Here is a 21,946-nt window from a genome sequence, read left to right on the forward strand (position 1 = left end):
CGTGGTTGAGAGTCATGCGAACCGGCCGAAGAGGTCGTCGATGTCGTCTAGATCATCGTCGAGTTCGGCGCCGTCGCCCGCGTCATTGTGGCCAAGGACTTCCTCGAGGTCGTGATCCATGTCGGCCGGGATCATCGTCCCTGAGTCGAGCGCTTGCAGCCGCTCGTAGGCAGCCGCGGTCATCTCGTCAGTCCGCGACAGCTCCGACCGGCTCCCACGGATCAGGGCATCATCAGCGCGCCACCGAATGAGCAGCTGCAGCATCCGGTCCTGGAACTCCGCCCGCCGCAAGGTGAGATCGCCAACCTGCCCGCCGAGGACGGTCAGAGAGTGGTCCGAAAACTGGGGCGTGTCCTCCGTTCGGAGCACCCAGGGCACCTCCCATGCGGCTCCGTCGGGGTCGAAGCAGTACACCTGCCGCAGGTCGGACGGGTTGTAGTGGAACGTCCAGTAGCCATCACGGGAAGCACCCGGGGTACGCAGCAGGGTTTCGATGATGGGTGCGTTGAAAACCTCGTATCGGCGGGTGATGCCGTACTTCCCGAGCTTGGCGCGGAAGGTCGGCAGGAAGCGGATCCACTCGTTCTCCCATTTAGGCATCTCGACGAACCCGGTCTCGCCGACGAGTTCCGCCCATCGCTGGTACGGACTGATGCGCCGTCCGAGCTCAGCGCGAAGGCCCCGGTGCTGACGGAAGTTGTAGAGGTCCGTCCATTGCTGGTCGCGTTCCCAAAGCTGATCCCAGGTGAGGAGGGCCTCGGTGTGGAGGCCGCGTTCGTCGATCGACCCGCCGACATAGCCGGCGCAGAGTTCCTCGAACTCGGTCTTGTAGCTGAGGAAACTGCGCTCGATGAAGGCTTTTGCGCGCGGGTCACGAACGCGAGCGAACTCGACCTCGCACCCCAAGCGGGCGAGCTGGCCGACGTGGAAGTTGGAGAGGAAGTCCTTGCCGTTGTCGGTGATCAGGCGGCGAGGCGGGATCGGCCACCGAGTGAGAGCGCGCGGCATCCCAACGAAGGGACGCGGGTATACGCGGCCATCGACCGTGACCGTCTCGCGGTCGTCGACCATCGACGCGAACGCGTCGGCCACGGCGAGGACGACACCAACGCCGGAGGAGTGCTCGCTGATGGAGCGTCCGACGATCATGCGGGTGGCGGAGTCGATGATCTTCACCAGCGTGACCCGGTATGTGCGGGTCCTTCCGGTGCGATCCTTCGGGTCCCAGAGCATCACGTTCGAGGTGGTGGCGTCGATCTGCCAAAGCGACCCGGGGCGTTCCAGATGGCGCGGCGCGAAAGACTGCTTGGGTGCTTGTGCGGTGCCGTGCTTCGTCTTCGACTTGGTCTTCAGATGCGGCATCCGCTTGTGCACTCGCCCGACGAGACGGTAGAACGTCCGCTCCGACGGCGGCTTCGTGATGTCTGGAGCGGTACCGAGGAGCCAGAGGCGGAACTCGAGGTACTGCGTCTGCGTGTGCAGGGCCGGATCGAACACGCGGTCGAGCAGGAACTTCTCCACGAGGACGGGGATGTCAGCGTCGCGGTTCTTCCGACGTTCCCGCGTGTAGCGACCGTCGACCGTGGCGGTGGGGCCAGCCGCTTCTCGCTTGATAGCGCGGCTGACGCGCTTGCGAGCCGTCTCGTAGGGGATCTCGTCGTGCTCGGCGATGCGTCTCGCGATCGCGGCGATACGTTTGCGTTCGTTGTGGATCACGTCCGGGTCGACGTCCCGTAGGGGCTTGTCGTTCTCGCCTTGCCAGGGCGCGATGCCGGTATCGATGTAGCGGATGAGCGCGCGGTGGTCGTCGCGCTTGTCGATTGCGTGGTCGCTGAGCCGGTCGTCGAGGTCGTGCAGCAGCATCGACGCCGGTGGCGGGTTCTCCGGGCTGGCGATCGCTTTCACGACCGCTCGCAGCGGTCGTGGGGTCACGGGTCTGTTCGCGGCGTCGAGGAACTGCACCCACCCGTCACCCCACGACTGCACGAAGACTTGCTCGCCGTCGAACACCACCGGCATGCCCACACGCAGCTTCAGAACCCACTCTGAGTCCTTCGTCACGATGCCACCGTCCAGACGATCGACGTTGACCGGAATGGCAAGCGCATGTCGGTACGGAGGTCACGCCGCCAGAGCATCCTGCGGATCAGCATCATCGCAAACCCGGGCTCATAGCCCCGAGCCGCGACGCGCGTCACGAGCTCGACGACGGGCATGGGACGAGAACACAGCTCCGCAGCGACCGGCGCCCAACGCAGGTACGACGGCTCAGGGACGCGTGCTTCAGTGAAGTTCTCGAGATTCGCCTGCATCAGCCGCGGCATCCCCGTCCACACCTCGTAACCGATGCCGGCTTCGGCAAGGACGTCCCGGATAAGAGACGCGCGAGCCCGCCACTTCGGCGTCGACGCCTGCTCAGCGTTCTTCACGTCCACAACCAGCGGCGGCAGCCCGTCCCCAAGAAGGACCAGATCCGGCGTGTGCAGCTTGCACAGCGCTCCTGGCTCGAACGCCAGCGTGAATGGTTGCCCGCCGATGTACCTCACGGCCGGGTGGAAGTCGGCGAGGGTGATGAAGTCGCGTTCGAGATGCGACTCGGCACCGATGAGTGAGCCAGTCGTGTGCGTCCAAACCGCTACGGGTTTGTGCGCCTGCGTTAGCCGGCGGGAGAATTCCCTCATCGGATGAGCGGCGGATAGCATCTCCGCCGTCAGATCAGCCACCTGAACAGTGCGGACGGTGCGCCCGTCCGCCGAGTACCCGGCGACCACGCCTTCGGAAGGGCTCGCTGGCTTCAAGCGGTACGTCGACCACGGACGGTGAAACCGCATCCGTAAGCCCCGCACCGAGCCGCTGACTCGCACCGTCCGGCCACGGGGATGAGCCGCCCACGAGTTGAGGATCGTCATGGGGTCGGTGTCCCACTCGGCGACGCGTGTCCGGCCGCGATGTACAAGCCGTTCGCTGTCCCGAAGAAGCGTTCTAGCAAGGTCGCCTGCCCATGCAGGAAGCACGCTAGCGATTCGTACGCGTGGCGGTCGTTGAGGTCGACTGGGTTCTTCAGACGAATTGCACACCGGTGGGCGCGATGTCATGCTCCGTTACCCCCGAGCGAAGGCGCGACCACATGGTGGCCGCGCCTGGAAGGGTGCCCCTGCACCCACGACGCGACGGGAGGGATGGACAAGGGTGCGGTCATGGCGGCACACTAATCTGACTCCGAGACAAAAAACAACCTCGGCGAGAGGATCAGTGCTGTTGCGACTTCGCCTGCTCTTTCGCCGCCCGGACCCATCTTCCGACCGCCACATTGCTCACACCGAGCGCGTCTCCGATGGCGTCCAACGTGAACCCTTCCTCGTGAGCCTGGAGCGCCAGCCGTACGCGTTCCTCGGTCGTCTCACGAAGCACACGTTCGGCGTTCCGCATTGCCTCGAGGAGAGCGTCCGCCCGCTCCTGATCCTTCACACGCTTCGGGGGACGACCCGTCCTGCGGGCAGGGGTCGATGCGTTCATAACTGCGTTCCTACGGTCGGTTCGAGCGTCGGAACGGCGCTTGCACGGCCTATGGACACGTGGAATGATCCGACGCGAACCTCGCTCGGATCAGACAGGCAGTCTCGAATTGTGGCGGGCACCACACGCGGTTTGCCGATCGCGTGCCGAGGGGTCAAAGACGACCCCTGCGAGTCGTGCCTGCCGGTCATCGTAGCTCCCCGATCTCTCCAACATCTCCCCGGCACAGAGCCGGACCAACCTCGCCATTCTCCCTCGTTTACGAGGCGAAACACCGATTTGAAGACTCTAAGAGAGGGCAAGCGGCTCGATCCGTCGCTCACCGCACCCGCAACGCGCCGGGACGTCCACGGACCCGTCAAAGCTCGTCGATCGGCAACTCAGTGACCCGCCCAGAACCAGACTCCGGTGAACCTGCTTCAGACGCCCGGATCCAGATGATCCGCGCAGCCGCCCTGCGGCTGACGGACTCGGTCCTGCGTCGGCTGCTCGAGCAATTTGCTGACGGGACGGTGTCTGCGTCCGACGCCGTCGAGAGTGCCATGAACCACGTTGATCGCAATCGTCGGAGTGACACTCATGGCGGTGACGTCAACCGGGCGATGTCGCTTGCTGATGCGGCGCTTGGCGCGGAGGGCTTGCAGGTCAGCGGCACTGCCGTTCGGGAATTGGGCCGACGAGTTGCCGAGGGGCGCATGACGGGCGACGAAGCTTCCGCCCTCATCCACGTACTCCTCGCATACGGCACCCCAAGGACGGAGGGGCCGGCTTCTGTCGCCACCCTCGACGATCGAGTCGGACCGTTCTTAGACAGCACCTCGCTACTCGACCTACTTCGACTGAGCGCCGACGCACTCGCTGCGTCGGTCGAAAATCGTGACGTGCTAGCGGTCGTTACAGCTGATGGCTTCCTCCTCTACCCCTCGTTCCAGTTCAACGAGAACGGTGAGCCCCTACCCCGACTCACGGAGGTGCTCGCTGACCTTGACCCAGACCTGGTCGACCCGTGGGGAGACGCCGTTTGGCTCAACGCTCCAGGCGATGATCTGGACGGCATGAGTCCAGCAGCTGCCCTTCGGAACGGGCGAGCTGAGGACGTGATTCGTCTGGCCGGCCAGTCGGCGTTCCGCCGCGCCCGATGAAGGCCGACGCGCAGCTCAGCTCCTCGGCCGTCTCGTTAAGCGGACCTTCATCGGAACCTATTCCGGACCACTCATCCGGACTGTGCGGCGGCGCAGTCCTTGAAAGACCCCGCCCTCACAGCTGAGCGTCCGGTTGACGACCGGTTACCGGTTCACTCGTGCCTTGCCGGTGAAGGCAGCTGAAGCCTCGCTACATCCGACGCGTCCCTGCGGCGAGTCGGAGTGCCTGGACGGAACGTCGGTGCTGTTCCGCGCGGTGGCGGCCGTTGGCGGGAGAGGGGTGTGGTGCCGCGATGACGGGGACGAGTCGGGCGTGCTCGTCCAGGGTGAGGTGTCGCATGACTCCCTCGAGAGCGATGCTCCCGTACGTGACGATCGCCTCGACGGAGGGAAGCGCCCTGAGGAGAACGCCGAGGGCATGTCGTCCCTCGTCGATGTCTGCGGGTCGTCCACGGCCGGGGAGTTCCCACGGGATGAGGTTCCAGCGGAGGTACTCGTTGCGTGCAAGTCCGGACTCGATGCGGGCTGCGCGGAACGCGGCCGCGGTCGGCCCCGGGTTGTCCTCGCTGCAGACCGCCGAGTGCGCTGCGGCAATGGTCTGCGGGCCGGGTGACTGCATGAGGACCAGCACTCGGCTGGACGTGCCGCCGGATCGTGGGTCGAAGCTCGGGACGAACCGTCGCGAGCCGTCGGGTGCGGTGCGCCATGCCTCCGCGAGGACGTTCAGCGATCGAACGTCCGCGACCTCATCCGCGAGTTCGTCAGGGGTGCTCACGCCGGCTGTGGTGGTGCGAGGAGCGTGCCGCGGATGACGGAGCCGTGGAAGGTGCGGACGGCAACGGTGATCCACGCGGCGACGAGGCCGGCGTAGTAGACGACTGCGAGGACGGCGACGACGGTGAGTCCGGAGTGCAGGGCCAGGCCGTTCAGCCCGGTGACGCAGGTACCGACGGGGAACGTGAACGACCACCACGTCAGGCTGAAGGGCAGGTGTTCTCGAGCGGTGCGGATGGTGATGGCGAGGGCGATGACGGTCCACAGCAGCGCGAAGCCGAGCATCGCGAACCCGTACACGAGCGCGACGACGAGGAGCGCGTGGGCGGTCGACGCATCAACCACGGTCGGCGCGTTCGAGGCGAGGAGGTTCACTGCGGTGATCGACTGCCCGACCGGTCCGAGGACGATCCACAGGGTCGGGACCATGCCTGCGGCGCCGACCTTGTGCTGCGCGAGTCGGTTCCAGATCAGCGTGATCACGACCAGGGACGTGACGAGGCTGAGGCCGAAGAATCCGTAGCAGGACCACAGCAGCGTCTCCCGCACTTGCCCGGCGGGTGCGTACGGCAGCAGGAGCGCGCCGGTGGAGGCGGACACCATCGGCGGGACGATCGGCATCAACCAGCCGCCGAACGCGGAGTCGGGTCCGTTCTCGTGACGGGTGAACGCCAGGTACGGCACCAGGACCGCGGTGAGCAGGCCGCCGATGGTGCCGATGCTCCAGAGGACCCAGTCGATGTGGACGGCGGCGGGGAGGCCGATCCAGTCCTTGCCGAGGAGGATCGTTCCGGCTCCGACGGTCAGGAACGCCATCGGCGGTGCCCCATAGAAGTGCGAGATCACCGGATGGAGGTGGTGCTTGGCTGCGGTACTCCGGTACCGGACCCAGTGCAGCACCATCGCGACCGTGAGGGCGACGAGCAGCACCGCCGCGATCGCCCAGACGAGTGTTGCGGCGGTGCGGAGCCCCGGGAACTGCAGCGGCAGCGACGCAGCCGCGACGGCGACGATCCCGGTGCCCATGATCGACGCGAACCAGTTCGGGGTGAGGTTCGACACGATCAGGCCGGGCCGCTCCAGCTCTCGGAACAGCCGCCGGTCGCGCACACCGTGCTCGGACGTTGCGGGTGCGTGGGCGGGATGAGCGGACATGCATCAAGCGTGCGCAAGTTGCCCACGGTTCGGGAACGGCGAACTCGTTGGCAGGGCACAATGGTCGTTTGTGGCACTGCGGCGGTTGACGGACCGGACTCTGGACCTCGACACCCTCGAGGTCCTCGTCCGCGTCGCGGAGACCGGTTCGTTGACCCGCGCGGCTGAGGTGTTGGGGGTGACGCAGCAGGCGGTGTCTGCGCGTTTACGTGCCGCGGAGCAGGCGGTCGGTCAGCCGCTGGCGCTCCGGGCGGCATCCGGGACCGCGCTGACCGACGCCGGTCGGGTGGTGCTCGGTCTGGCTGTTCCGGTGTTGGAGACCTCCCGGCGGCTCGAAGCAGGAGTCGCCGCACTCGGAGAACCCGTGGGGTCCCTCGTGGTTGCGGCGTCGCAGACGATCGCCGAACTCCTGCTGCCCGGATGGTTGCTCGCCCACCGGGCCGTGACACCCGAGGCGTCGGTGCGCCTGATCGCGGGGAACTCCGCCGCGGTGACCGACCTCGTTCGCTCCGGCGCTGCCGACGTCGGATTCACGGAGACCCCTGCTGCGCCACCTGACCTGTCCTCGCTGGTGGTCGACGAAGACGAACTCGTGGTCGTCGTCGCTCCGCATCATCCGTGGGCAAGCGCTTCGGTCATCACCGCGGATGAGCTCGCGGAGACGCCGCTGCTGCTCCGGGAGGAAGGGTCCGGCACCCGCGCCACGGTCGAGGCATGGCTCGACGACGCGGGACTGACCCTAGCGCCGCCGGCGGCGGTGCTGGAGACGACGGGCATCATCCGCGCCAACGCTCGGGCAGGCATCGCGCCCGCGGTGATGAGTCTCCGCACGGTCGACACTGACCTCGCCGACGGCGCCCTCGTCCGGGTGCCGCTGCTCGGCCCGCCACTGATCCGGTCGCTGCGTGCGATCTGGTCGGGCCACCCGAGGCCTGCTGTGACGGCGTTCCTGGACACCGCCCGCAGCTCGAGCGTCGGTGGTCAGATCAGTCCGTAGGGCAGATCCGGGTGCTGCTCGGCGATCTCGGTGAGCCGGTTGTACTTCGCGACCCGTTCCCCCCGGGCGGGTGCGCCGGACTTGATCTGCCCGGTGCCGGTTCCGACAACGAGGTCCGCGATGAACGTGTCCGTGGTCTCCCCGGATCGGTGCGACACCATGCTGCCCATCCCGATGCTGGTGGCGGTGGCAATCGCTTCGAGGGTCTGTGAGACGGTGCCGATCTGGTTCGGCTTGATCAGTGCCGCGTTCGTCAGCTGCTGTTCGCCGCCGTCGCGGATCCGTTGCGGGTCGGTGACGTAGAGGTCGTCGCCGACGGTCTGGATCCGGCCGCCGAGCGCTGCCTGCATGCGGCGGAACCCCTCATGGTCGTCCTCCGCGAACCCGTCTTCGACGCTCCGGACCGGATACGTGTTGATGAGGTGTCGGTAGTAGTCGACCAGTCCGTCCCGGTCGAGGCTTTCGTCGAGCATCCGGTAGGAGCCGGCGCCCTGGTGGAACTCGTTCGCGGCCGGGTCGAGGGCGATCGCCACCTGATCGACGCCCGGCTCGTGGCCGGCGGCGCGGATCGCGGCGACGAGCAGGTCGAGCGCTTCCTCGGGTGCAGCGATCGAAGGGGCGAAGCCGCCCTCGTCGCCGAGGCCGAGGCTGCCGAACCGGTCCCGCACCAGGCTCGCGAGGGCGTGGTAGACGTCCGCGCCGGTTCGGACGGCGTCGGCCATCGAGCCTGCGTTGACGGGGGCGATCATGAACTCCTGGAAGTTCAGCTTGTTCGCTGCGTGCGCGCCGCCGTTGAGGACGTTGAAGTGCGGGACCGGCATCCGCGGCGTCGAGCCGGTGATCTCGGCGATCCACTGCCAGAGCGGGAGGTCCGCGGCGTGGGCGAGAGCCCTGGAGGCGGCGATCGAGGTGGCAACGACGCTGTTCCCGCCGAGCCGACGGTACCCGGTGGTGCCGTCGAGGTCGGCGAGGGCGGCGTCGATCTGCCCGATCGCCGACCAGGACCGGCCGGTGAGGAGCCCTGAGATGTCGGTGTCGATCAGGTGCAGCGCCTGGGTGACGTCGCGGCCGCCGAACGCGGAACCGCCGTCGCGCAGCTCGACGGCTTCGTGGGCGCCGGTGGAGGCGCCCGCTGGGGCGTCCCCGGTGACGGTGCTGCCGTCGTCGAGTTCGAGGGACACGCGGACGGTCGGGTAGCCGCGGGAGTCGAGGATGCGGGCGGCGTGGACGGCGTCGATGGTGATCGGGTGGTCGTGGTGGGTGACGTACTCGCCCTGATGGGCTCCGTGATGGTGGATGCCGCTGATGTAGTCGTTCATGGTGACGCTCCTTCGGTTCGGGTCATACGTCGAGCTGGCGGGTGGTTGCGGGAAGCCGCGGGGAAGCGGAGGGACAACCTGCTGGCGATCACTCGGCGCCAGTGCCTCCCCGCGGCAGTCTGTGGACCCGTAGGTCACGGGTGTCGGGTGTGGGCGTCCTGTGCGGTGCGGATGATGGCTTCGGCAGCAGCACGGTCGGCCCACCCATTGGTGGTGACGTGCTTGCCGTGCTCGATCTCCTTGTAGTGGGAGAAGAAGTGCTCGATCTCCGCCAGCGTGTGCTCCGGCACGTCGGTGATGTCCTGCAGCTGCGCGAAGCGGTCGTCGTTGGCGGGGACGGTGAGGATCTTGTCGTCGCCGCCGTTTTCGTCGACCATGCGCAGCATCCCGACCGGCCGGACCGTGATGACGACGCCGGGGAACGTGGGACGGGGTAGGAGCACGAGGGCGTCGAGGGGGTCGCCGTCATCGCCGAGGGTGTTGTCGATGGAGCCGTAGTCCTGGGGGAACACCATGCTGGTGAACACCGCCCGGTCGAGCCGGATCCGGCCGGTGGCGTGGTCGACTTCGTACTTGTTGCCGCTACCGCGGGGAATCTCGATCGTGACGTCGAACAGCATGGATGCCTCCGGTTCTGGAGCGGGTGTGTGGTCCGTGGGCGGGGTGGTCACAGGGCGCCGCCGAGGAGGATGCCGGCGGTCGCGGCGGTGACGGAGACGACGAGCATTCCGAGACCGTTGATCGCGGCGGCGGTGATGCGGCCGCTGCGGGCGAGGCGGACGGTTTCGAAGCTGGCGGTGCTGAACGTGGTGTAGCCGCCCATCACCCCGGTGCCGAGGACGGCGACCGGCACCGCGCCGAGGTGGGTGGCGGCGCCGACGGTGATCCCCAGCAGCAGCGACCCGGTGATGTTGATCGTCAACGTGCCGACAGGGAGCCGGAACTCTCGGCCGGTGTTGATGAGCCCGTCGAGGAGGAACCGGCCGGCAGCGCCGGCACCGCCGCCGAGGGCGACGGCGAGGACCAGGAGCGGGCTCATGCTTCCTCCGTGCGGGGTCGGAACCAGCCGGCGACGACGAGACCGACCGCGGTCGCGATCGCGCCGGACAGGACGGTTAGGAGTGCGTAGCCGGTGCCGGCGAGGCCGTGCCCGTCGAGGAACAGGGCGGCGGTGGACTCGGCGAGGGTGCTGTAGGTGGTGAACCCGCCGAGGACCCCGGTGCCGAGGAGCAGCCGCAGCACGCGTCGGCGGCCGGCGTCGGGCCCGCGGTGCGCGAGCGCTTCCAACAGCCCACCGAGGGCCAGCGCTCCGGTGATGTTGATCCAGAAGATCGACCAACTCGCCCCGCCTTGGGCGGGGAGCAGGCTACTGATGACGTCGCGGAGAGCAGTACCGGCTGCCCCACCGATGGCGACGAGGCCGACGTACCGCCACCGCAGATGCACCGGCCGCATCGCCGTTGACGGGTCGGAGACGTCGACGTCGGGGTCGGAGGGGAGCTGGTCGTCGGGCATCGGGGTGTCCGTTCGGGTGGTCATGTTCCGCCTTCTGCCGCGACCAACGCCGCGGCGTGCTGTGCTGCTACCGGATCGAGGAACGCCCCACCCCGAGGGACGAGAGCACCCGTCGGGGCGAGGTGGTACTGCACGGGTTGCCCGGTCGGCAGGTTGAGCTGCTCGAGCTCCGGGTCGGTGAGGTCGTCGATGCATGCGCAGAGTGCGCGGAGCGAGTTCCCGTGCGCGACGACGAGGACGCTCCGCCCTGACCGCACCATCGGCAGGAGCCGGTCGTGCAGCACGGGACGGACCCGCTCGATGACGTCCGAGAGCGCCTCGGTGCGTCGGAGGGCACCGTCGGGCAGGCCGTGCAGCGCGGAGCTCGACCGCAGTTCCTCCCACAGCTGCAGCGACATCGGTGGCGGTGTGCCGGTACGGGACCTGCGGAGCCGCATGTACTCGTCGTCACCGAGCGTGTGACGGGCGTCGGTCTTCGTCATCCCGGTCAGGGCGCCGTAGTTGCGTTCGTTGAGCTGCCACACCGCTTCCGTGGGCAGCTGCGTCCCGAGGGCGTCGCAGACCAGTTCGGCGGTGCGGACGGCACGGCGCAATGTGGAGGTGACCACGACGTCCGGCGTGATGTGGTTCGACCGGAGGAGCCATCCGGCTGCGGACGCTTGCCGTCGTCCGTGGGGCGTGAGCGGGACGTCGAGGAGCCCGGTGAAGGTGCCGGCTTCGTTCGCGGTGCTCTCCCCATGCCGCAGGAGCGTCAGCGTGCCAGTCACGGGGCTTCCGACGGGAGGAGGACGGTGGCGCCGACCGGGTCGTGCGGGACGACCAGCACCGGCCGGTGCTGCTGATGCGTCAGATGCGCGGCGACGGACCCGGTGAGCAGTTCCGCCATCCGGCGTCGGCCAGCCTGGGATCCGACGACGATCATCACCGCGTCACGTTCCTCAGCCACCGCAGCGAGTGCGTGACTCGGATCTCCGACCCGGGAGAGAATCTCGACGCCCACTGACCGCGCCGCAGCAAGACCGTGAATGACCCGCACGTCATCGTCGGGAAGCTGCTGCGGGTCGCTGTCCGCCGTGTCCGGGTCGATCGGTTCGATGATCTCCGACCCGTCCGCACGCATCCCCGCTGACAGCAGCGCCGGATCGACGACCACACACACCATCGGGGCGCTGAAGCGTTCAGCGACGGCAGCCGCGACACCGACGACGTCGTGCGCCTGCCCGGACTGCACACCGACGACGACAACACCGGCAGTGTTCGATTCGACCATGACATCTCCCTACCTCAGGCGTGCAGAAGCGCGACCAGCTGAGATAGGGACTGTTGTCGACGAGTGTCGAGGTTGGGTCCGGCAAGCCCCACTGCCGGGTCCGAAGACACCACCAGTATGCACCCACCACCCCATGCCCGCACCGACGATCTTCCGCACCTCGAGAACCGGTCCGCTTCGTGACGCGGGACGACAGGGAAAGAAGCTTGAAGGGCGACACTGAGCGGAGCTGCTCACAGCCGACGCGGACCGCCTCCGAGGGCCCAAGTGTCCGGTTGGGGATCGTCTAGTGAGACATCGTCTGCCTTGCGCGTGCGTGCTTTCACACGTTCGCGCCAATACCGAGATCGTTGCAGCGGAGCAAGGTTGAATTCCGACGAAGGAGGGTCCCGTGTTCGTGCTGCGAGGAGTTGGTGATGCGCTGGCGGCTGCTGGCTCGATGGGGTGGGAGATCCTCTGGCCCCTCGTGCTCGGCTTCACCCTGTCCGGCATCATCCAGGCGATCGTCCGTACGGATCAGATCACCAAGCTGATGCGCGACGACTCGCCACGCGCGATCAGTGTCGCGACCGGGCTTGGCGCCCTGTCATCGTCGTGCTCCTACGCCGCGGTCGCGCTCGCGCGGGCCCTGTTCCGGAAGGGTGCGAGCCTGAGCGCCGCGATGGCGTTCGAGGTTGCGTCGACGAACCTCGTTGTCGAGCTCGGGCTGATCCTGGCGTTCGTGATGGGGTGGCAGTTCACGGTCGCGGAGTTTGTCGGCGGGCCGATCATGATCATCCTCATCGCCCTCGGCTTCCGGCTCTGGATGCGCGGCAGGATCCTCGACGCCGCCCGTGAGCAGGCCGACAAGGGGCTCGCTGGGTCGATGGAGGGGCACGCGGCGATGGACATGTCGGTGCCGGGCGATCAGGGGTTCTGGCGACGGTTGTTCTCGAAGCCTGGGCTGACGAGCGTGTCGCAGTACTTCGTGATGGACTGGGCGTCCGTGCTCCGCGACATCATCATCGGTCTGCTCATCGCCGGCGCGTTCGATGCCTGGGTGCCGAAGGCTTGGCTGCAGGCGGTCTTCTTCGAGGGACATCCGACGTTGGCGTTCATCATCGACCCGATCATCGGGCCGGTGCTGGCGATGGTGAGCTTCGTCTGCTCCGTGGGGAACGTGCCCCTCGCGGCGGTGTTGTGGAACGGTGGGATCAGCTTCGGCGGGGTGGTCAGCTTCATCTTCGCGGACCTGATCATCATCCCGATCATCGTCATCTACCGGAAGTACTACGGCTGGAAGGCAGCCCTCCGGATCACCGGGATCTTCTACGGGGCGATGGTCCTCGCCGGCTACGCCGTCGAACTGCTGTTCACCCCGCTGGGCCTGATCCCTACGAACCGGCATCTGAGCATCGTGGCGACCTCTATCAGCTGGAACTACACCACCTGGCTCAACATCGTGTTCCTGCTGATCGCGTCGTTCCTGCTGGCCGTGTTCATCCGCAGCGGCTCCTGGTCGATGCTACGGATGATGAAGGGCGCACCCGACGACGGCGGCCACGACCACCCCGCACACGAACACTCACACGCCTGACCGCGCGCCGCGATCGAGTTGACTAGCGGACCGGTCAGTGGTGGCCGTGGACGACGGCGTGGCCGAGGCCGCGGCTGATCATCCACCGGTTCACGGGCGTGGTGATCACGAATGCGATCGCGAGGGAGAACAGCAGCGCCGTCCAGAACAGCCAGTCGCTGAGCTGCGCGTCCATCGCGCCGGGGATCGCAACGATGACGGTGTTGTCGATCAGCTCCATGACCGCGATCGACACGGTGTCCGCGGCGAGAGCGACCTTGAACGCAGCGCCGAGGCTCAGACCCGACTTGATGACGCCGCGCATGGTGAGGGCGTAGCCGAAGATGAACGCGAGGACGATTGACAGGACGATCGTGCCGGCGTTGTGGAAGCCGGCAGCGGTGCCGATGACCATGCCGAGGACCTCACCGATCGCGCAGCCGGTGAGGCAGTGCAGCGTCGCTTGCGCAGCCATCGACCACGTCGTCGCCCCGTGCCCGCCGCTGTGGCCGGCGTGCTCGTCTCCGCTCATCTGATGGTGCTCGTGCGTGTCCATGCTGCTCCGATCTGGCGCGGTCGACGCCAACAGTTCACATATACCCCTAGGGGGTACCATGCGCTGTAACGCGAAACTCCACGCGATGTTCCCGGTTCGGCCGGTCGCGGCGGGTTCGGTGTGAATCCGGACACCAGGTTGCCGCCGCCGTTCGGGGTACCGCACCATAGAAGCGCTCCTCCGACCCGTCTGCTCGAAAGACTGATGCTCACCACCGCCACCTCCCCGCGTCGCCGGCTGCTGTTGCAGGCCACGGCGACGCTGGCGTTGCTGCTGCTGGTCGGGTTCACGGTCCTGATGCACACGATGGCCGGGCACACCGCCGGCCACGAGCACCCGATGGCTGCTCCCGCAGCCACCGCCGAGCACAGCCACGTCGCCGCCGGCCACACCGAGCACGCGGCTCCTGCGACTGCGGTGATGACCGTCCTCACCGATGCGGGCTGCGACAGCGGCCTGTGTGCGCTGATGTGCTCGCTGATGGGGATGGCGTGCGCGCTGACGATCGCCCTGTTCACGTGGGCGCTGCTGCGCGCACGGACCGGCGGCATCCTCTACCTGCTCGCGCGGCTTCTCGCGCTGGCTGACCGGCTGCCGCGCCGCATCGCGGCACCGAAACCGCCATCACTGACGGCGTTGCAGATCATCCGCATCTGATCCGCCCCCAGCGGGATCCCACCCCCGATGGGTGGCCTCCGCATGCCCAGAACCGGGAGGCGTCCGCCTGCCCGGAACGCCTGACGCATTCACGGGAACGGAAGATCATGCACACCACCACCACGCGCACGCTCGCGATCGCTGCCGCGCTGACCCTCGGCCTCACCCTCGCAGGCTGCTCCACCAGCAATAGCGGCTCCGACGCGGGCTCGTCGTCCTCGTCGACGTCGGCGGCGTCGGCGCACAACGACCAGGACGTGATGTTCGCGCAGATGATGCTGCCGCACCACAAGCAGGCCGTCGAGATGAGCGACATGCTCCTCGCCAAGGGCTCGGGCGTCGATACCGACGTCGCTGGACTCGCGAAGCAGATCAAGGCCGAGCAGTCCCCGGAGATCAACCAGCTCACCGGTTGGCTCAAGGGTTGGGGCGAGCCGGTCGAGTCGGAGCACTCCGGGATGGGGCACTCCATGTCCGGGATGATGTCCGACTCCGACATGACCGACCTCGACAAGGCGTCCGCGAAGGACGCCGGGAAGCTCTACCTCGAGCAGATGATCCAGCACCACAAGGGCGCCGTCGACATGGCCAAGACCGAAGTCGACAAGGGCAAGAACACCGACGCCGTCGCGATGGCGAAGTCGATCGTGTCCAGCCAGACCGAGCAGATCACCCAGATGCAGGACATGCTCGCGTCCCTCTAAAGCCCCGGCGTGGGTCGCGGCGGGCTCCCCCCTTTCCTGCCGCGGCCCACGACCGGCCCGCCCTCTCCTCCCTGCTCGACTTGCGTTCGGGTCACCCCTCCCGTTTCGGCCTGCCGGCCACCACCACTCTTGGAGCCTGCCCGTGCCTCAGCAGCATCCCCTGACCCCCGCCATTCCCGCACCCCGGACGCGCCGCGAAGCCCTCGCCGCCGAACGCTCCGCCTCAGCCCCGACCGCCAGCCGCACCCGAACCGCGACGATCACTGCCGCTGCCCAGCCGGCGCTGCGGCCGCTACCGACCGTCGCGGCTGCACCCGCAACACCGGTCCGCTCACTGCGGTCACGCGTTCTCGCCGCGGTCCCGATCACTGGTGCCGCGGCCGCGATGGCGCTGTTCACCGCTGCCGCGGCGCTGCCCGCGCAGGCGACGACCGGCTCCGCCGCAGTCGTGTCCAGTGTCGCTCCTGCCGCCGCCGGGCAGAGCTTCACCGCGTCCGGGCTGGCCCTCACGGTCGACCGCGATGGGTACACGATCACCAAGCCGGCCCCGAAGCCCGTGATCACCAAGACCGCACCCGCCTCGCAGGCCGCGCCAACGGGGGCCACACCGGCCTCGACGAAACAGAGCGTTCCCACGACCACGGGCGGCACGATCGTGAACACCGGAATCGGCGACATCCGATGGCCTGTCGCCGGAACTATCACCGTCAGCTCACCGTTCGGTCCGCGAAGCGCCCCATGCGCGACCTGCTCGTCGATTCACCAGGGCGCGGACCTCACCCCCGGCGCCGGCACCCCCATCGGAGCTGTCGCTGCCGGCACTGTCCGAGTGTCGACAACGCACCCCGAGTACGGGCAGTACGTCATCATCGACCACCAGATCGACGGTCGCCTCGTGTCCACCCTGTACGCGCACATGATATTCGGCTCCTCGCCGCTTCGCCCAGGCGACACCGTCGCCGTCGGGCAACTCGTTGGCCTCGTCGGCAACACCGGCGCGAGCACCGGTGCGCACCTGCACCTGCAGGTCATGCCTGGCGGCACCACACCCATCGACCCGATCCCGTGGCTCACCGCCAACGCCGGACGCACGCTGTAGCACCTAGCCCCAGCGGTGTCCAACCAGCCATCGGCTATTAAGACGGGTGGAGGGGGCGCCCTCGTATAACAATGCGAGTCAGCGCCCACTGCCTTGTCGGAGGCCTTGGAGGTAGGCGTTGTAGTTGTCGAGCTCAGTGTCTCCATGCCGGTCGGCTTCGCGAGTGGCGCGAGCGGCTTTTCGGGAGTCCTGTCGCTGCCAACGGATGATGCTGGCGAGCAGGATGATGGCGACCGGTAGCTCGCCGTACGTCCAGACCAGACCTCCGGCGAGTTGCTGATCGCGAAGTGCGGTGGTCTCGAACTCGGCGCTCGGCGAGGCGAATGTCGCCACAAGGGGTGCGCTGCTGAACATCAGGGTGAGCCCGAATGCGGCATGGATCTGCATCTCGACGAACGCATCGACGATGCGGATGACGTACGACGTGCGCCGGGGAAGTGGGTCAACGGTTGCGAGCGGCAGCATGATCACTGTGCCAAGAGCCACGAACGTCAGTTGGAGCGCGATTCGACCTGCTTCCGTGGAGAGAAGCGCATCCGCTGCCCCGGTGAGGTAGAGCCCGAAGAGGGGCACGACGAGCAGCGGCACGACTGCCAGCGGATGCAGGATCAGCCGGGCGAACGGGGATCGGAGAACGCCGACCGCCAGCCTGAGCACACGGCGGCCGAATCCGCGACGCGGCATGCCTCGCAGGAGCACCGTTCCCGGGGAACCGAGAATCAGCAGCGGCGGGACGATCAGCAGCAGAGTCAGCTGCTGGAACATGAACGCTGAGAGCAGCTCGCGGCTGTAGGTCTGGAGGCCGGTTGTCGTCGCTGTGAACATGACCGCGCACCCGAGGATGAACACCACGGCCCGACCGAGAGCTGGGGCACGCGGTCCGCGCCGGGCGTTGACGTACAGGACGAGGTAGGTCGTCGCTAGGAGAACAGCGACGACCGCTACGGGCGACAGCGGTCCCGTCGCCCAGGACCAGAGGACGTTCGAATCGAGACGGGGCATCGTTACAGTCGCTCCTGCTGTTCAACCGGGCAGCTCCGTCGAGCTCGTTCTCGGTGAACGCTGTCGGTGAGTGGCGGTTGCATCGTTTCCTCGTCTGCGGTGGTGACGGCTGATCGCGTTGAGTCGGCGACTCAGCGGGGGGAACTGGGTCGTCGTGGCTTGGTCTCAGATCGGCATCGTGGTTCCGGAGATGAGGGCTTGCATGGCGTACATGATGCGTGTCCATACGCCGGTGACCATGGCCGCGCCGGTGAGGATGAGGATCGCGCCGCCGATGATGTTGACCGCGCGGATGTGGGTGCGTAGGAACCGGACGGTGTTCTTCGCCCAGCCCAGTCCGGCTGCGATGAGGACGAACGGGATCCCGAGGCCGAGGCAGTAGGCCAGGCCGAGGAGTGCGCCCCGGCCCGCGGTGCCCGCGTCGAGGCTGAGTGCGGTGATGGTGGCGAGGGTGGGGCCGAAGCACGGGGTCCAGCCGAGACCGAAGGTCGCGCCGAGGAGCGGTGCGCTGGTGAGTCCCGTGGGTGGCCGCCAGGACGTCCGGACGGTGCGCTGCAGTGGGCGCAGTAACCCGATGAAGGCTGCTCCCATCACGATGACGATGACGCCGAGGAGCCTGATGATGAGGTCCTGCCATTGCACGAGCCAAGTACCGAGGGCGCCGAACAGTGCACCGTAGGCGATGAACACTATGCCGAATCCGGTGACGAACAGCAGCGCGCCGATGATGGTGCGTCTGGTCGTGGATGCGGCGACGGATCCGGTGACGTAGCCGAGGTAGCCCGGCACGAGTGGCAGCACGCACGGGGATGCGAAGGAGATCAGGCCGGCGAAGAGCGCGATCGGGATCGCTGCAATCATCTGCCCGCTGAAGACGGCTTCCTGCCAGTTCATCGTTCCAGCTCCTCACGTGGGCAGGCTGCGTCGAGCGAGGTCATCGCAGCTTCTCTGACGTCGAGGTCGCCGCGTTGGTGGTGGCGGTGGTAGCTCCGCGGTGGCGGCGTTTGGACGGCGAGGTGCGTGCGTAGGTGAGGGCGAGGAGGCCGACGCCGACCGCGATGGCGATATCGGCGATGTTGCCGATGGCCAGATTGGCGTAGTTGATCATGTCGACGACGACGCCGCTGCCGAATTGGTCGCCGCGGGCGAGCCGGTCTAACAGGTTGCCGACGGCGCCGCCGAGCAGCACGCCGACTCCTGCGGTGTATTTCGGCGGGATGCCGAGGACGGTTCGGGTGAGGAGTCCGATGACGACAACGGTCGAGGCCAGCGACAGGATCCAGGTCGTGTCGCTACCGAGGGAGAACGCTGCCCCGGTGTTGAAGGCCAGCCGCAGGCCGAGCAGCTCTCCGACGAGGGGGATCGTCCGGTGCGGGTCGAGGTGCCAGAGGGCCCACTGCTTACTGATCTGGTCGAGGACCGCGATGGCGGTACCGGTGACGATGACCGCGATGAGTGTGCGCCGGGATCGCCAGCGTGATCGTTGTCGGTCAGCGCCGACGGGTGCGGGCTGCGTCATCGGCGCAGCTCGTCGTCGATGAGTGTGGACAAGGTGCCGGGTCCATCGATCGCGCCGACGATGCGAGCGGCGACGCGACCCTTGGTGTCGAGCACGATGGTGGTGGGGACAGCGTTCGGGGCTACTTCACCGGAGAGCGCCAACTGCATCCGGGCCTGATCATTGTCGAGCACGCTGGGGTAGGGGATGTTGAAGCGCCGTTCGAAGGCGTCCGCTGTGCCCTTCGCGTCGCGGACGTTCACGCCGATCATTTGCACGTTCTGGTCCTGGTAGCGATCCCAGACGGTATTGAGGTGCTTCGCTTCCGCGCGGCACGGCGGGCATGCGGCGTACCAGAAGTTGAGCACGACGACCTTGCCCTGAAGGTCGGCGGAGCGCATCGGTTCTCCGTCCGAGGAGACCTCGTCGAAGTCGATGACGGTTTTCCGGTTCGCAGTGGGCACTTGGGTGACAGTGCCGTCCCCGGAGACGTAGTTTTTCGTGCCGCCGTCACGGTATTGCGCGCTCAGACCGGTGTTGGTGTCGCTGTTGGAGGAGCAGCCGGTGAGCACGAGCGCGCTGCTGACGGCGAGCACAACGGTTGCCACGATGATCCGGGTTTGCCGGGGCCTCATTGGGCTTCCTCGAGTGCTGCGTCGACGGCGTCCTGCAGGTCGGTGTACGACTGCAGCGTGACCGGTTTGCCGTTGATGAAGAACGTCGGGGTGCTGCTCACACCGAGCTGGGTGCCGAGGTTGACGTCGTCCTGGATGAGCTTCTGCACGCTGGAGCTGTCGACGTCGCGGTCGTACTGTCGCATGTCGAGGCCGAGGTCTTCGGCGTAGCCGCGGAACCGGTCGGCCTGGGAGTCGGTGCCCCGCTCACCCCACTCGGCTTGCGTCTCGTACATCCGCTGGTACATCGGCTCGAGCTGGTTCTGGCGAGCTGCTGCTTCGACTGCGCTTGCGGAGGTGCGGGAGTTGCCGTGTCCGGGGAGCGGGAAGTAGCGGAACCCGAACGTGATCTTGCCGGCGTAGTCCTTCCGGAGCTGTTCGACGTAGGGGTAGAACGCACCGCACGCTTCGCATTCGAAGTCGAGGAACTCAACGACGGTGATCGCTCCGTCGCCTTCCTCGCCGAGTACGTGCGTCGGCGTGAGCGCTTCAGCTGTGGCCGCTGCCGTGCTGGCTGGAGTACCAGCACGGGTGTTTTCGATGTTCGCCCGGATGACGAACACGGCGATGAGGATGATGACGAGCGCTCCGGCGATGACGCCGGAGATGATGCCGATGCGGGCGCTTTTGGTCATGTGCTGGCCTTTCAATCACGCGCCGCGCGCGTTGAGGAACGGTGTCGGGGGGACGGGGGTGCCGTTCTGACGGATCTCGAAGTGGAGGTGACAGCCGGTGGACAGGCCGGCGTTACCGACTGCGGCGACGGTCTGGCCGGCGCTGACTTTCTGGCCAGCTCGCACGAGCACCCCCGAGGAGAACATGTGCGCGTAGTTGCTGGTGACGCCGCCGCCGTGGTCGATGGTGATGAGGTTGCCGTAGTCGCCATAGGGGCCCGCGTAGGTGACGGTGCCGGCAGCGACGGCGTAGAGGCCGGTGCCGCACGCGGCTCCGAAATCGTCGCCGGCGTGCAGCCGGTAGTAGTTGAGAATTGGGTGGAGGCGGTTGCCGTAGGCCTGGTACGACGAGTACGACCGGATCGGTTTCGTCCATCCGGACGACGACGCGGCCCCTGGGTTCCCGCCTGGTGCAGCCGCTGAGTCTGCAGTGCTTGGTGGGGTCTGTGCTGCGCGGGCCGCAGCTGCTGCTGCGGCGATCCGGGCAGCTTCCGCTCGGGCTGCTGCGACGCGGCGCCGTTCCGCTTCTGCGTACGCCGACTCGGTGTTGAGCGTGTGGTCCCGCAGGACTGCAAGCTGGTCGGTGAGTTCCTGCTTCCGGGATCGTTGCGCCGTCTCGGCCTCGGCAGCCTCTGTGGCGGCTGCCGTAGCGGCAGCGAAGGTGTCAGCTGCCTTCTGCTGCAACCGGTCCCGTTCGCGGCGGGCGGCGGCTGCTTGCTTGGTTAACGCCTCCGCGGTTCCGGCGCGGGTTGCCGCGTCCTCGAGCGCAGCGTTCATGGTGTCGGTCACCTTTGACGCGGTGCCGAGCCGCTCGAGGAGGGTGTCACTATCCGCGGTGATCGATGCGGTCAGGTCACGCCCGGCCGACCGGGACAGGTACGCCGACCACGCCGCGATCTGCTCCTCAGCGCCTGCTGCTTCTGAACGGGCGGTGCTGGCTTGCTTGGTGAGGGTGTCGTACTTGCCGGTTGCGGTGTCCGCTGCATCTTGCGCAGTTTGCAGCTCCTTGCCGCGGGCTGCTGCAGTCTGCTTCGCTGCGGCGGTCGCGGTTTCGAGCTGCTGCACCAGGGCAGTGATCTCCGCGGCTTTCGATTCCGCGGCCGCTTCACTCTTCCGCGCCTCGAGCACATCAGCCCATGTCGGCGCGGTCGCCGCGGCGGCGGGGACGGCTATGACAAAGCTGGCGACGGCGACAGTGAGGGCAGTCACGGCGGCGAGGACATGCCGGCGCATCACTCGGGTGCCTTCGGGCGGCGGCGAGTGAGGAGAAGAATCCCGACGATTGCCACGATGAAGAGGGCGGTCAGGCCGGCAAGGACCCAGATTCCGGCGCTGTTACTCGGGGCCGATTCCGCGCCGGAGGCGGCAGGAGTCGCCGCGGATGACGCTGCAGCTGTCGGAGTGGGGGTCTCCTGCGGGGTTGACGCGGATGGGGTGGGGGAGGGTGTGCTGCCGGTGGAGGTGAACTGGTAGCTGCCGGAGATGGGGTGACCGTCGACAGACACGCTCCGCCAGGTGACGGTGTAGGAACCGGGCGTGGTGATGGTGATCGGCTTGGTGAGGGTGCTGCCGTCCACGGTGATCTGGCCGGTGGTGACTTCTTCATCGTCCGGGTCGACGACGCTGATGATGATGCCGCTCTCCAGCGCTGCGAGCGGCGGCTCTGAGTACGTCAGGGTGATCTGGTCGAGGTCCCCGGCGACAGTACTGTCGGCGGCTGGGTTGGCGGACGCGAGGGCGTCGTGGGCTGCGGCTGGGGTTGCGGTGACGAGGACAGCGGCGAGGACCGCAACGGGAACTGCGGTGGCGATCAGAGCGCGAAGACGCACGGGGAACCTT

General features: G+C 67.4%; 25 protein-coding genes. 6 read left to right on the top strand and 19 right to left on the bottom strand.

The annotated features are described in order from the left end of the window. Window positions 1-12: 12 nt before the first annotated feature. The 3 genes from M3666_RS14965 to M3666_RS14975 all read right to left on the bottom strand — a co-directional run bounded on the left by M3666_RS14965 (window position 13) and on the right by M3666_RS14975 (window position 3,516). Complete coding sequence (locus M3666_RS14965) at window positions 13-2,061, bottom strand: DDE-type integrase/transposase/recombinase (protein ID WP_175326774.1); 2,049 nt, start codon at window positions 2,059-2,061, stop codon at window positions 13-15. Next, the gene (locus M3666_RS14970) at window positions 2,058-2,909 is read right to left on the bottom strand and encodes a TnsA-like heteromeric transposase endonuclease subunit (RefSeq protein WP_175326773.1); all 852 of its coding nucleotides are present in this window, start codon (window positions 2,907-2,909) and stop codon (window positions 2,058-2,060) included. Before M3666_RS14970 ends, M3666_RS14965 begins: the two co-directional genes overlap by 4 nt. Window positions 2,910-3,249: 340 nt before the next feature. Then, a complete protein-coding gene (locus M3666_RS14975) occupies window positions 3,250-3,516 on the bottom strand; it encodes a helix-turn-helix domain-containing protein (RefSeq protein WP_175326772.1) in 267 nt (88 codons plus the stop codon). 695 nt (window positions 3,517-4,211) lie between these two features. On the opposite strand from M3666_RS14975, the gene M3666_RS14980 reads away from it, so the two are divergent. Further along, window positions 4,212-4,658 carry a hypothetical protein gene (locus M3666_RS14980; protein ID WP_251155640.1) on the top strand — a complete coding sequence of 149 codons (447 nt, stop codon included), beginning with the start codon at window positions 4,212-4,214 and terminating at the stop codon, window positions 4,656-4,658. Between the two features lie 190 nt (window positions 4,659-4,848). On the opposite strand, the gene M3666_RS14985 is transcribed toward M3666_RS14980, so the two are convergent. Together M3666_RS14985 and M3666_RS14990 are read right to left on the bottom strand one after the other, a co-directional pair. Continuing rightward, window positions 4,849-5,433 (bottom strand): uracil-DNA glycosylase family protein, encoded by a 585-nt coding sequence (locus M3666_RS14985; RefSeq protein WP_175327031.1) that lies wholly within the window; start codon window positions 5,431-5,433, stop codon window positions 4,849-4,851. After that, complete coding sequence (locus M3666_RS14990; protein WP_251155641.1) at window positions 5,430-6,587, bottom strand: TDT family transporter; 1,158 nt, start codon at window positions 6,585-6,587, stop codon at window positions 5,430-5,432. Before M3666_RS14990 ends, M3666_RS14985 begins: the two co-directional genes overlap by 4 nt. Before the next feature lie 70 nt (window positions 6,588-6,657). Between M3666_RS14990 and M3666_RS14995 the strand changes: the two genes are divergently transcribed. Then, window positions 6,658-7,584: a LysR family transcriptional regulator gene (locus M3666_RS14995; RefSeq protein WP_251155642.1), complete on the top strand. Its 927-nt coding sequence runs from the start codon at window positions 6,658-6,660 to the stop codon at window positions 7,582-7,584. Here the strand turns inward: M3666_RS14995 and eno are convergent. The 6 genes from eno to M3666_RS15025 all read right to left on the bottom strand — a co-directional run bounded on the left by eno (window position 7,569) and on the right by M3666_RS15025 (window position 11,688). Further along, on the bottom strand, window positions 7,569-8,903 hold the full coding sequence (gene eno, locus M3666_RS15000) for a phosphopyruvate hydratase (RefSeq protein WP_251155643.1): 1,335 nt from the start codon (window positions 8,901-8,903) through the stop codon (window positions 7,569-7,571). The genes M3666_RS14995 and eno overlap by 16 nt on opposite strands. A 134-nt stretch (window positions 8,904-9,037) precedes the next feature. After that, on the bottom strand, window positions 9,038-9,523 hold the full coding sequence (locus M3666_RS15005) for an inorganic diphosphatase (protein ID WP_251155644.1): 486 nt from the start codon (window positions 9,521-9,523) through the stop codon (window positions 9,038-9,040). Between the two features lie 47 nt (window positions 9,524-9,570). Then, entirely contained in the window at window positions 9,571-9,942 is a 372-nt protein-coding gene (locus M3666_RS15010; RefSeq protein WP_251155645.1) for a CrcB family protein, read from the bottom strand. Beyond that, complete coding sequence (locus M3666_RS15015) at window positions 9,939-10,442, bottom strand: CrcB family protein (RefSeq protein ID WP_251155646.1); 504 nt, start codon at window positions 10,440-10,442, stop codon at window positions 9,939-9,941. Before M3666_RS15015 ends, M3666_RS15010 begins: the two co-directional genes overlap by 4 nt. Then, window positions 10,439-11,185, bottom strand: coding sequence for a 2,3-diphosphoglycerate-dependent phosphoglycerate mutase (locus M3666_RS15020; protein ID WP_251155647.1), 747 nt, complete (start codon window positions 11,183-11,185; stop codon window positions 10,439-10,441). The genes M3666_RS15015 and M3666_RS15020 overlap by 4 nt, the downstream gene beginning before the upstream one ends. Then, complete coding sequence (locus tag M3666_RS15025) at window positions 11,182-11,688, bottom strand: universal stress protein (RefSeq protein ID WP_175324845.1); 507 nt, start codon at window positions 11,686-11,688, stop codon at window positions 11,182-11,184. The genes M3666_RS15020 and M3666_RS15025 overlap by 4 nt, the downstream gene beginning before the upstream one ends. Before the next feature lie 391 nt (window positions 11,689-12,079). Between M3666_RS15025 and M3666_RS15030 the strand changes: the two genes are divergently transcribed. Then, window positions 12,080-13,264 (top strand): permease, encoded by a 1,185-nt coding sequence (locus tag M3666_RS15030; protein ID WP_251155648.1) that lies wholly within the window; start codon window positions 12,080-12,082, stop codon window positions 13,262-13,264. A 34-nt stretch (window positions 13,265-13,298) separates the two neighbouring features. On the opposite strand, the gene M3666_RS15035 is transcribed toward M3666_RS15030, so the two are convergent. Beyond that, window positions 13,299-13,775, bottom strand: coding sequence for a DUF4396 domain-containing protein (locus tag M3666_RS15035; RefSeq protein ID WP_251155649.1), 477 nt, complete (start codon window positions 13,773-13,775; stop codon window positions 13,299-13,301). Between the two features lie 228 nt (window positions 13,776-14,003). Here M3666_RS15035 and M3666_RS15040 point away from each other — a divergent pair, with 228 nt between their 5' ends. From M3666_RS15040 to M3666_RS15050, 3 genes are all read left to right on the top strand, one after another. Further along, entirely contained in the window at window positions 14,004-14,456 is a 453-nt protein-coding gene (locus tag M3666_RS15040) for a hypothetical protein (protein ID WP_251155650.1), read from the top strand. A gap of 107 nt (window positions 14,457-14,563) precedes the next feature. Beyond that, complete coding sequence (locus tag M3666_RS15045) at window positions 14,564-15,160, top strand: DUF305 domain-containing protein (protein ID WP_251155651.1); 597 nt, start codon at window positions 14,564-14,566, stop codon at window positions 15,158-15,160. Window positions 15,161-15,302: 142 nt separating this feature from the next. Beyond that, complete coding sequence (locus tag M3666_RS15050; protein ID WP_251155652.1) at window positions 15,303-16,259, top strand: peptidoglycan DD-metalloendopeptidase family protein; 957 nt, start codon at window positions 15,303-15,305, stop codon at window positions 16,257-16,259. A 78-nt stretch (window positions 16,260-16,337) separates the two neighbouring features. Here M3666_RS15050 and M3666_RS15055 read toward each other — a convergent pair whose 3' ends face one another. The 7 genes from M3666_RS15055 to M3666_RS16895 all read right to left on the bottom strand — a co-directional run bounded on the left by M3666_RS15055 (window position 16,338) and on the right by M3666_RS16895 (window position 21,936). Then, window positions 16,338-17,261, bottom strand: coding sequence for a cytochrome c oxidase assembly protein (locus M3666_RS15055; protein WP_175325089.1), 924 nt, complete (start codon window positions 17,259-17,261; stop codon window positions 16,338-16,340). Window positions 17,262-17,426: 165 nt separating this feature from the next. Then, on the bottom strand, window positions 17,427-18,155 hold the full coding sequence (locus M3666_RS15060; RefSeq protein WP_175325090.1) for a cytochrome c biogenesis CcdA family protein: 729 nt from the start codon (window positions 18,153-18,155) through the stop codon (window positions 17,427-17,429). 40 nt (window positions 18,156-18,195) lie between these two features. Beyond that, a complete protein-coding gene (locus M3666_RS15065; protein WP_175325091.1) occupies window positions 18,196-18,780 on the bottom strand; it encodes a signal peptidase II in 585 nt (194 codons plus the stop codon). Continuing rightward, window positions 18,777-19,367, bottom strand: coding sequence for a TlpA disulfide reductase family protein (locus tag M3666_RS15070; RefSeq protein ID WP_251155653.1), 591 nt, complete (start codon window positions 19,365-19,367; stop codon window positions 18,777-18,779). Before M3666_RS15070 ends, M3666_RS15065 begins: the two co-directional genes overlap by 4 nt. A gap of 23 nt (window positions 19,368-19,390) precedes the next feature. After that, the gene (locus tag M3666_RS15075) at window positions 19,391-20,068 is read right to left on the bottom strand and encodes a thioredoxin domain-containing protein (protein WP_175325093.1); all 678 of its coding nucleotides are present in this window, start codon (window positions 20,066-20,068) and stop codon (window positions 19,391-19,393) included. Window positions 20,069-20,083: 15 nt separating this feature from the next. Next, on the bottom strand, window positions 20,084-21,316 hold the full coding sequence (locus tag M3666_RS17185) for a M23 family metallopeptidase (protein WP_251155654.1): 1,233 nt from the start codon (window positions 21,314-21,316) through the stop codon (window positions 20,084-20,086). A gap of 23 nt (window positions 21,317-21,339) precedes the next feature. Then, a complete protein-coding gene (locus M3666_RS16895) occupies window positions 21,340-21,936 on the bottom strand; it encodes a copper resistance CopC family protein (protein ID WP_175325095.1) in 597 nt (198 codons plus the stop codon). Between the last annotated feature and the right edge of the window lie 10 nt (window positions 21,937-21,946).

It is taken from the genome of Curtobacterium sp. ODYSSEY 48 V2 (assembly GCF_023712625.1).
Lineage (GTDB): Bacteria > Actinomycetota > Actinomycetes > Actinomycetales > Microbacteriaceae > Curtobacterium.

Bases quoted from the DNA above. Each gene is read 5' to 3' on its own strand.
- M3666_RS15010 (WP_251155645.1), bottom strand. From the start codon at position 9,942: ATGAGCCCGCTCCTGGTCCTCGCCGTCGCCCTCGGCGGCGGTGCCGGC.
- M3666_RS15015 (WP_251155646.1), bottom strand. From the start codon at position 10,442: ATGACCACCCGAACGGACACCCCGATGCCCGACGACCAGCTCCCCTCC.
- M3666_RS15035 (WP_251155649.1), bottom strand. From the start codon at position 13,775: ATGAGCGGAGACGAGCACGCCGGCCACAGCGGCGGGCACGGGGCGACG.
- M3666_RS15005 (WP_251155644.1), bottom strand. From the start codon at position 9,523: ATGCTGTTCGACGTCACGATCGAGATTCCCCGCGGTAGCGGCAACAAG.
- M3666_RS15065 (WP_175325091.1), bottom strand. From the start codon at position 18,780: ATGACGCAGCCCGCACCCGTCGGCGCTGACCGACAACGATCACGCTGG.
- M3666_RS15075 (WP_175325093.1), bottom strand. From the start codon at position 20,068: ATGACCAAAAGCGCCCGCATCGGCATCATCTCCGGCGTCATCGCCGGA.
- M3666_RS15040 (WP_251155650.1), top strand. From the start codon at position 14,004: ATGCTCACCACCGCCACCTCCCCGCGTCGCCGGCTGCTGTTGCAGGCC.
- M3666_RS14975 (WP_175326772.1), bottom strand. From the start codon at position 3,516: ATGAACGCATCGACCCCTGCCCGCAGGACGGGTCGTCCCCCGAAGCGT.
- M3666_RS14980 (WP_251155640.1), top strand. From the start codon at position 4,212: ATGACGGGCGACGAAGCTTCCGCCCTCATCCACGTACTCCTCGCATAC.
- M3666_RS14970 (WP_175326773.1), bottom strand. From the start codon at position 2,909: ATGACGATCCTCAACTCGTGGGCGGCTCATCCCCGTGGCCGGACGGTG.
- M3666_RS15060 (WP_175325090.1), bottom strand. From the start codon at position 18,155: ATGAACTGGCAGGAAGCCGTCTTCAGCGGGCAGATGATTGCAGCGATC.
- eno (WP_251155643.1), bottom strand. From the start codon at position 8,903: ATGAACGACTACATCAGCGGCATCCACCATCACGGAGCCCATCAGGGC.
- M3666_RS14990 (WP_251155641.1), bottom strand. From the start codon at position 6,587: ATGTCCGCTCATCCCGCCCACGCACCCGCAACGTCCGAGCACGGTGTG.
- M3666_RS15055 (WP_175325089.1), bottom strand. From the start codon at position 17,261: ATGCCCCGTCTCGATTCGAACGTCCTCTGGTCCTGGGCGACGGGACCG.
- M3666_RS15045 (WP_251155651.1), top strand. From the start codon at position 14,564: ATGCACACCACCACCACGCGCACGCTCGCGATCGCTGCCGCGCTGACC.
- M3666_RS15025 (WP_175324845.1), bottom strand. From the start codon at position 11,688: ATGGTCGAATCGAACACTGCCGGTGTTGTCGTCGTCGGTGTGCAGTCC.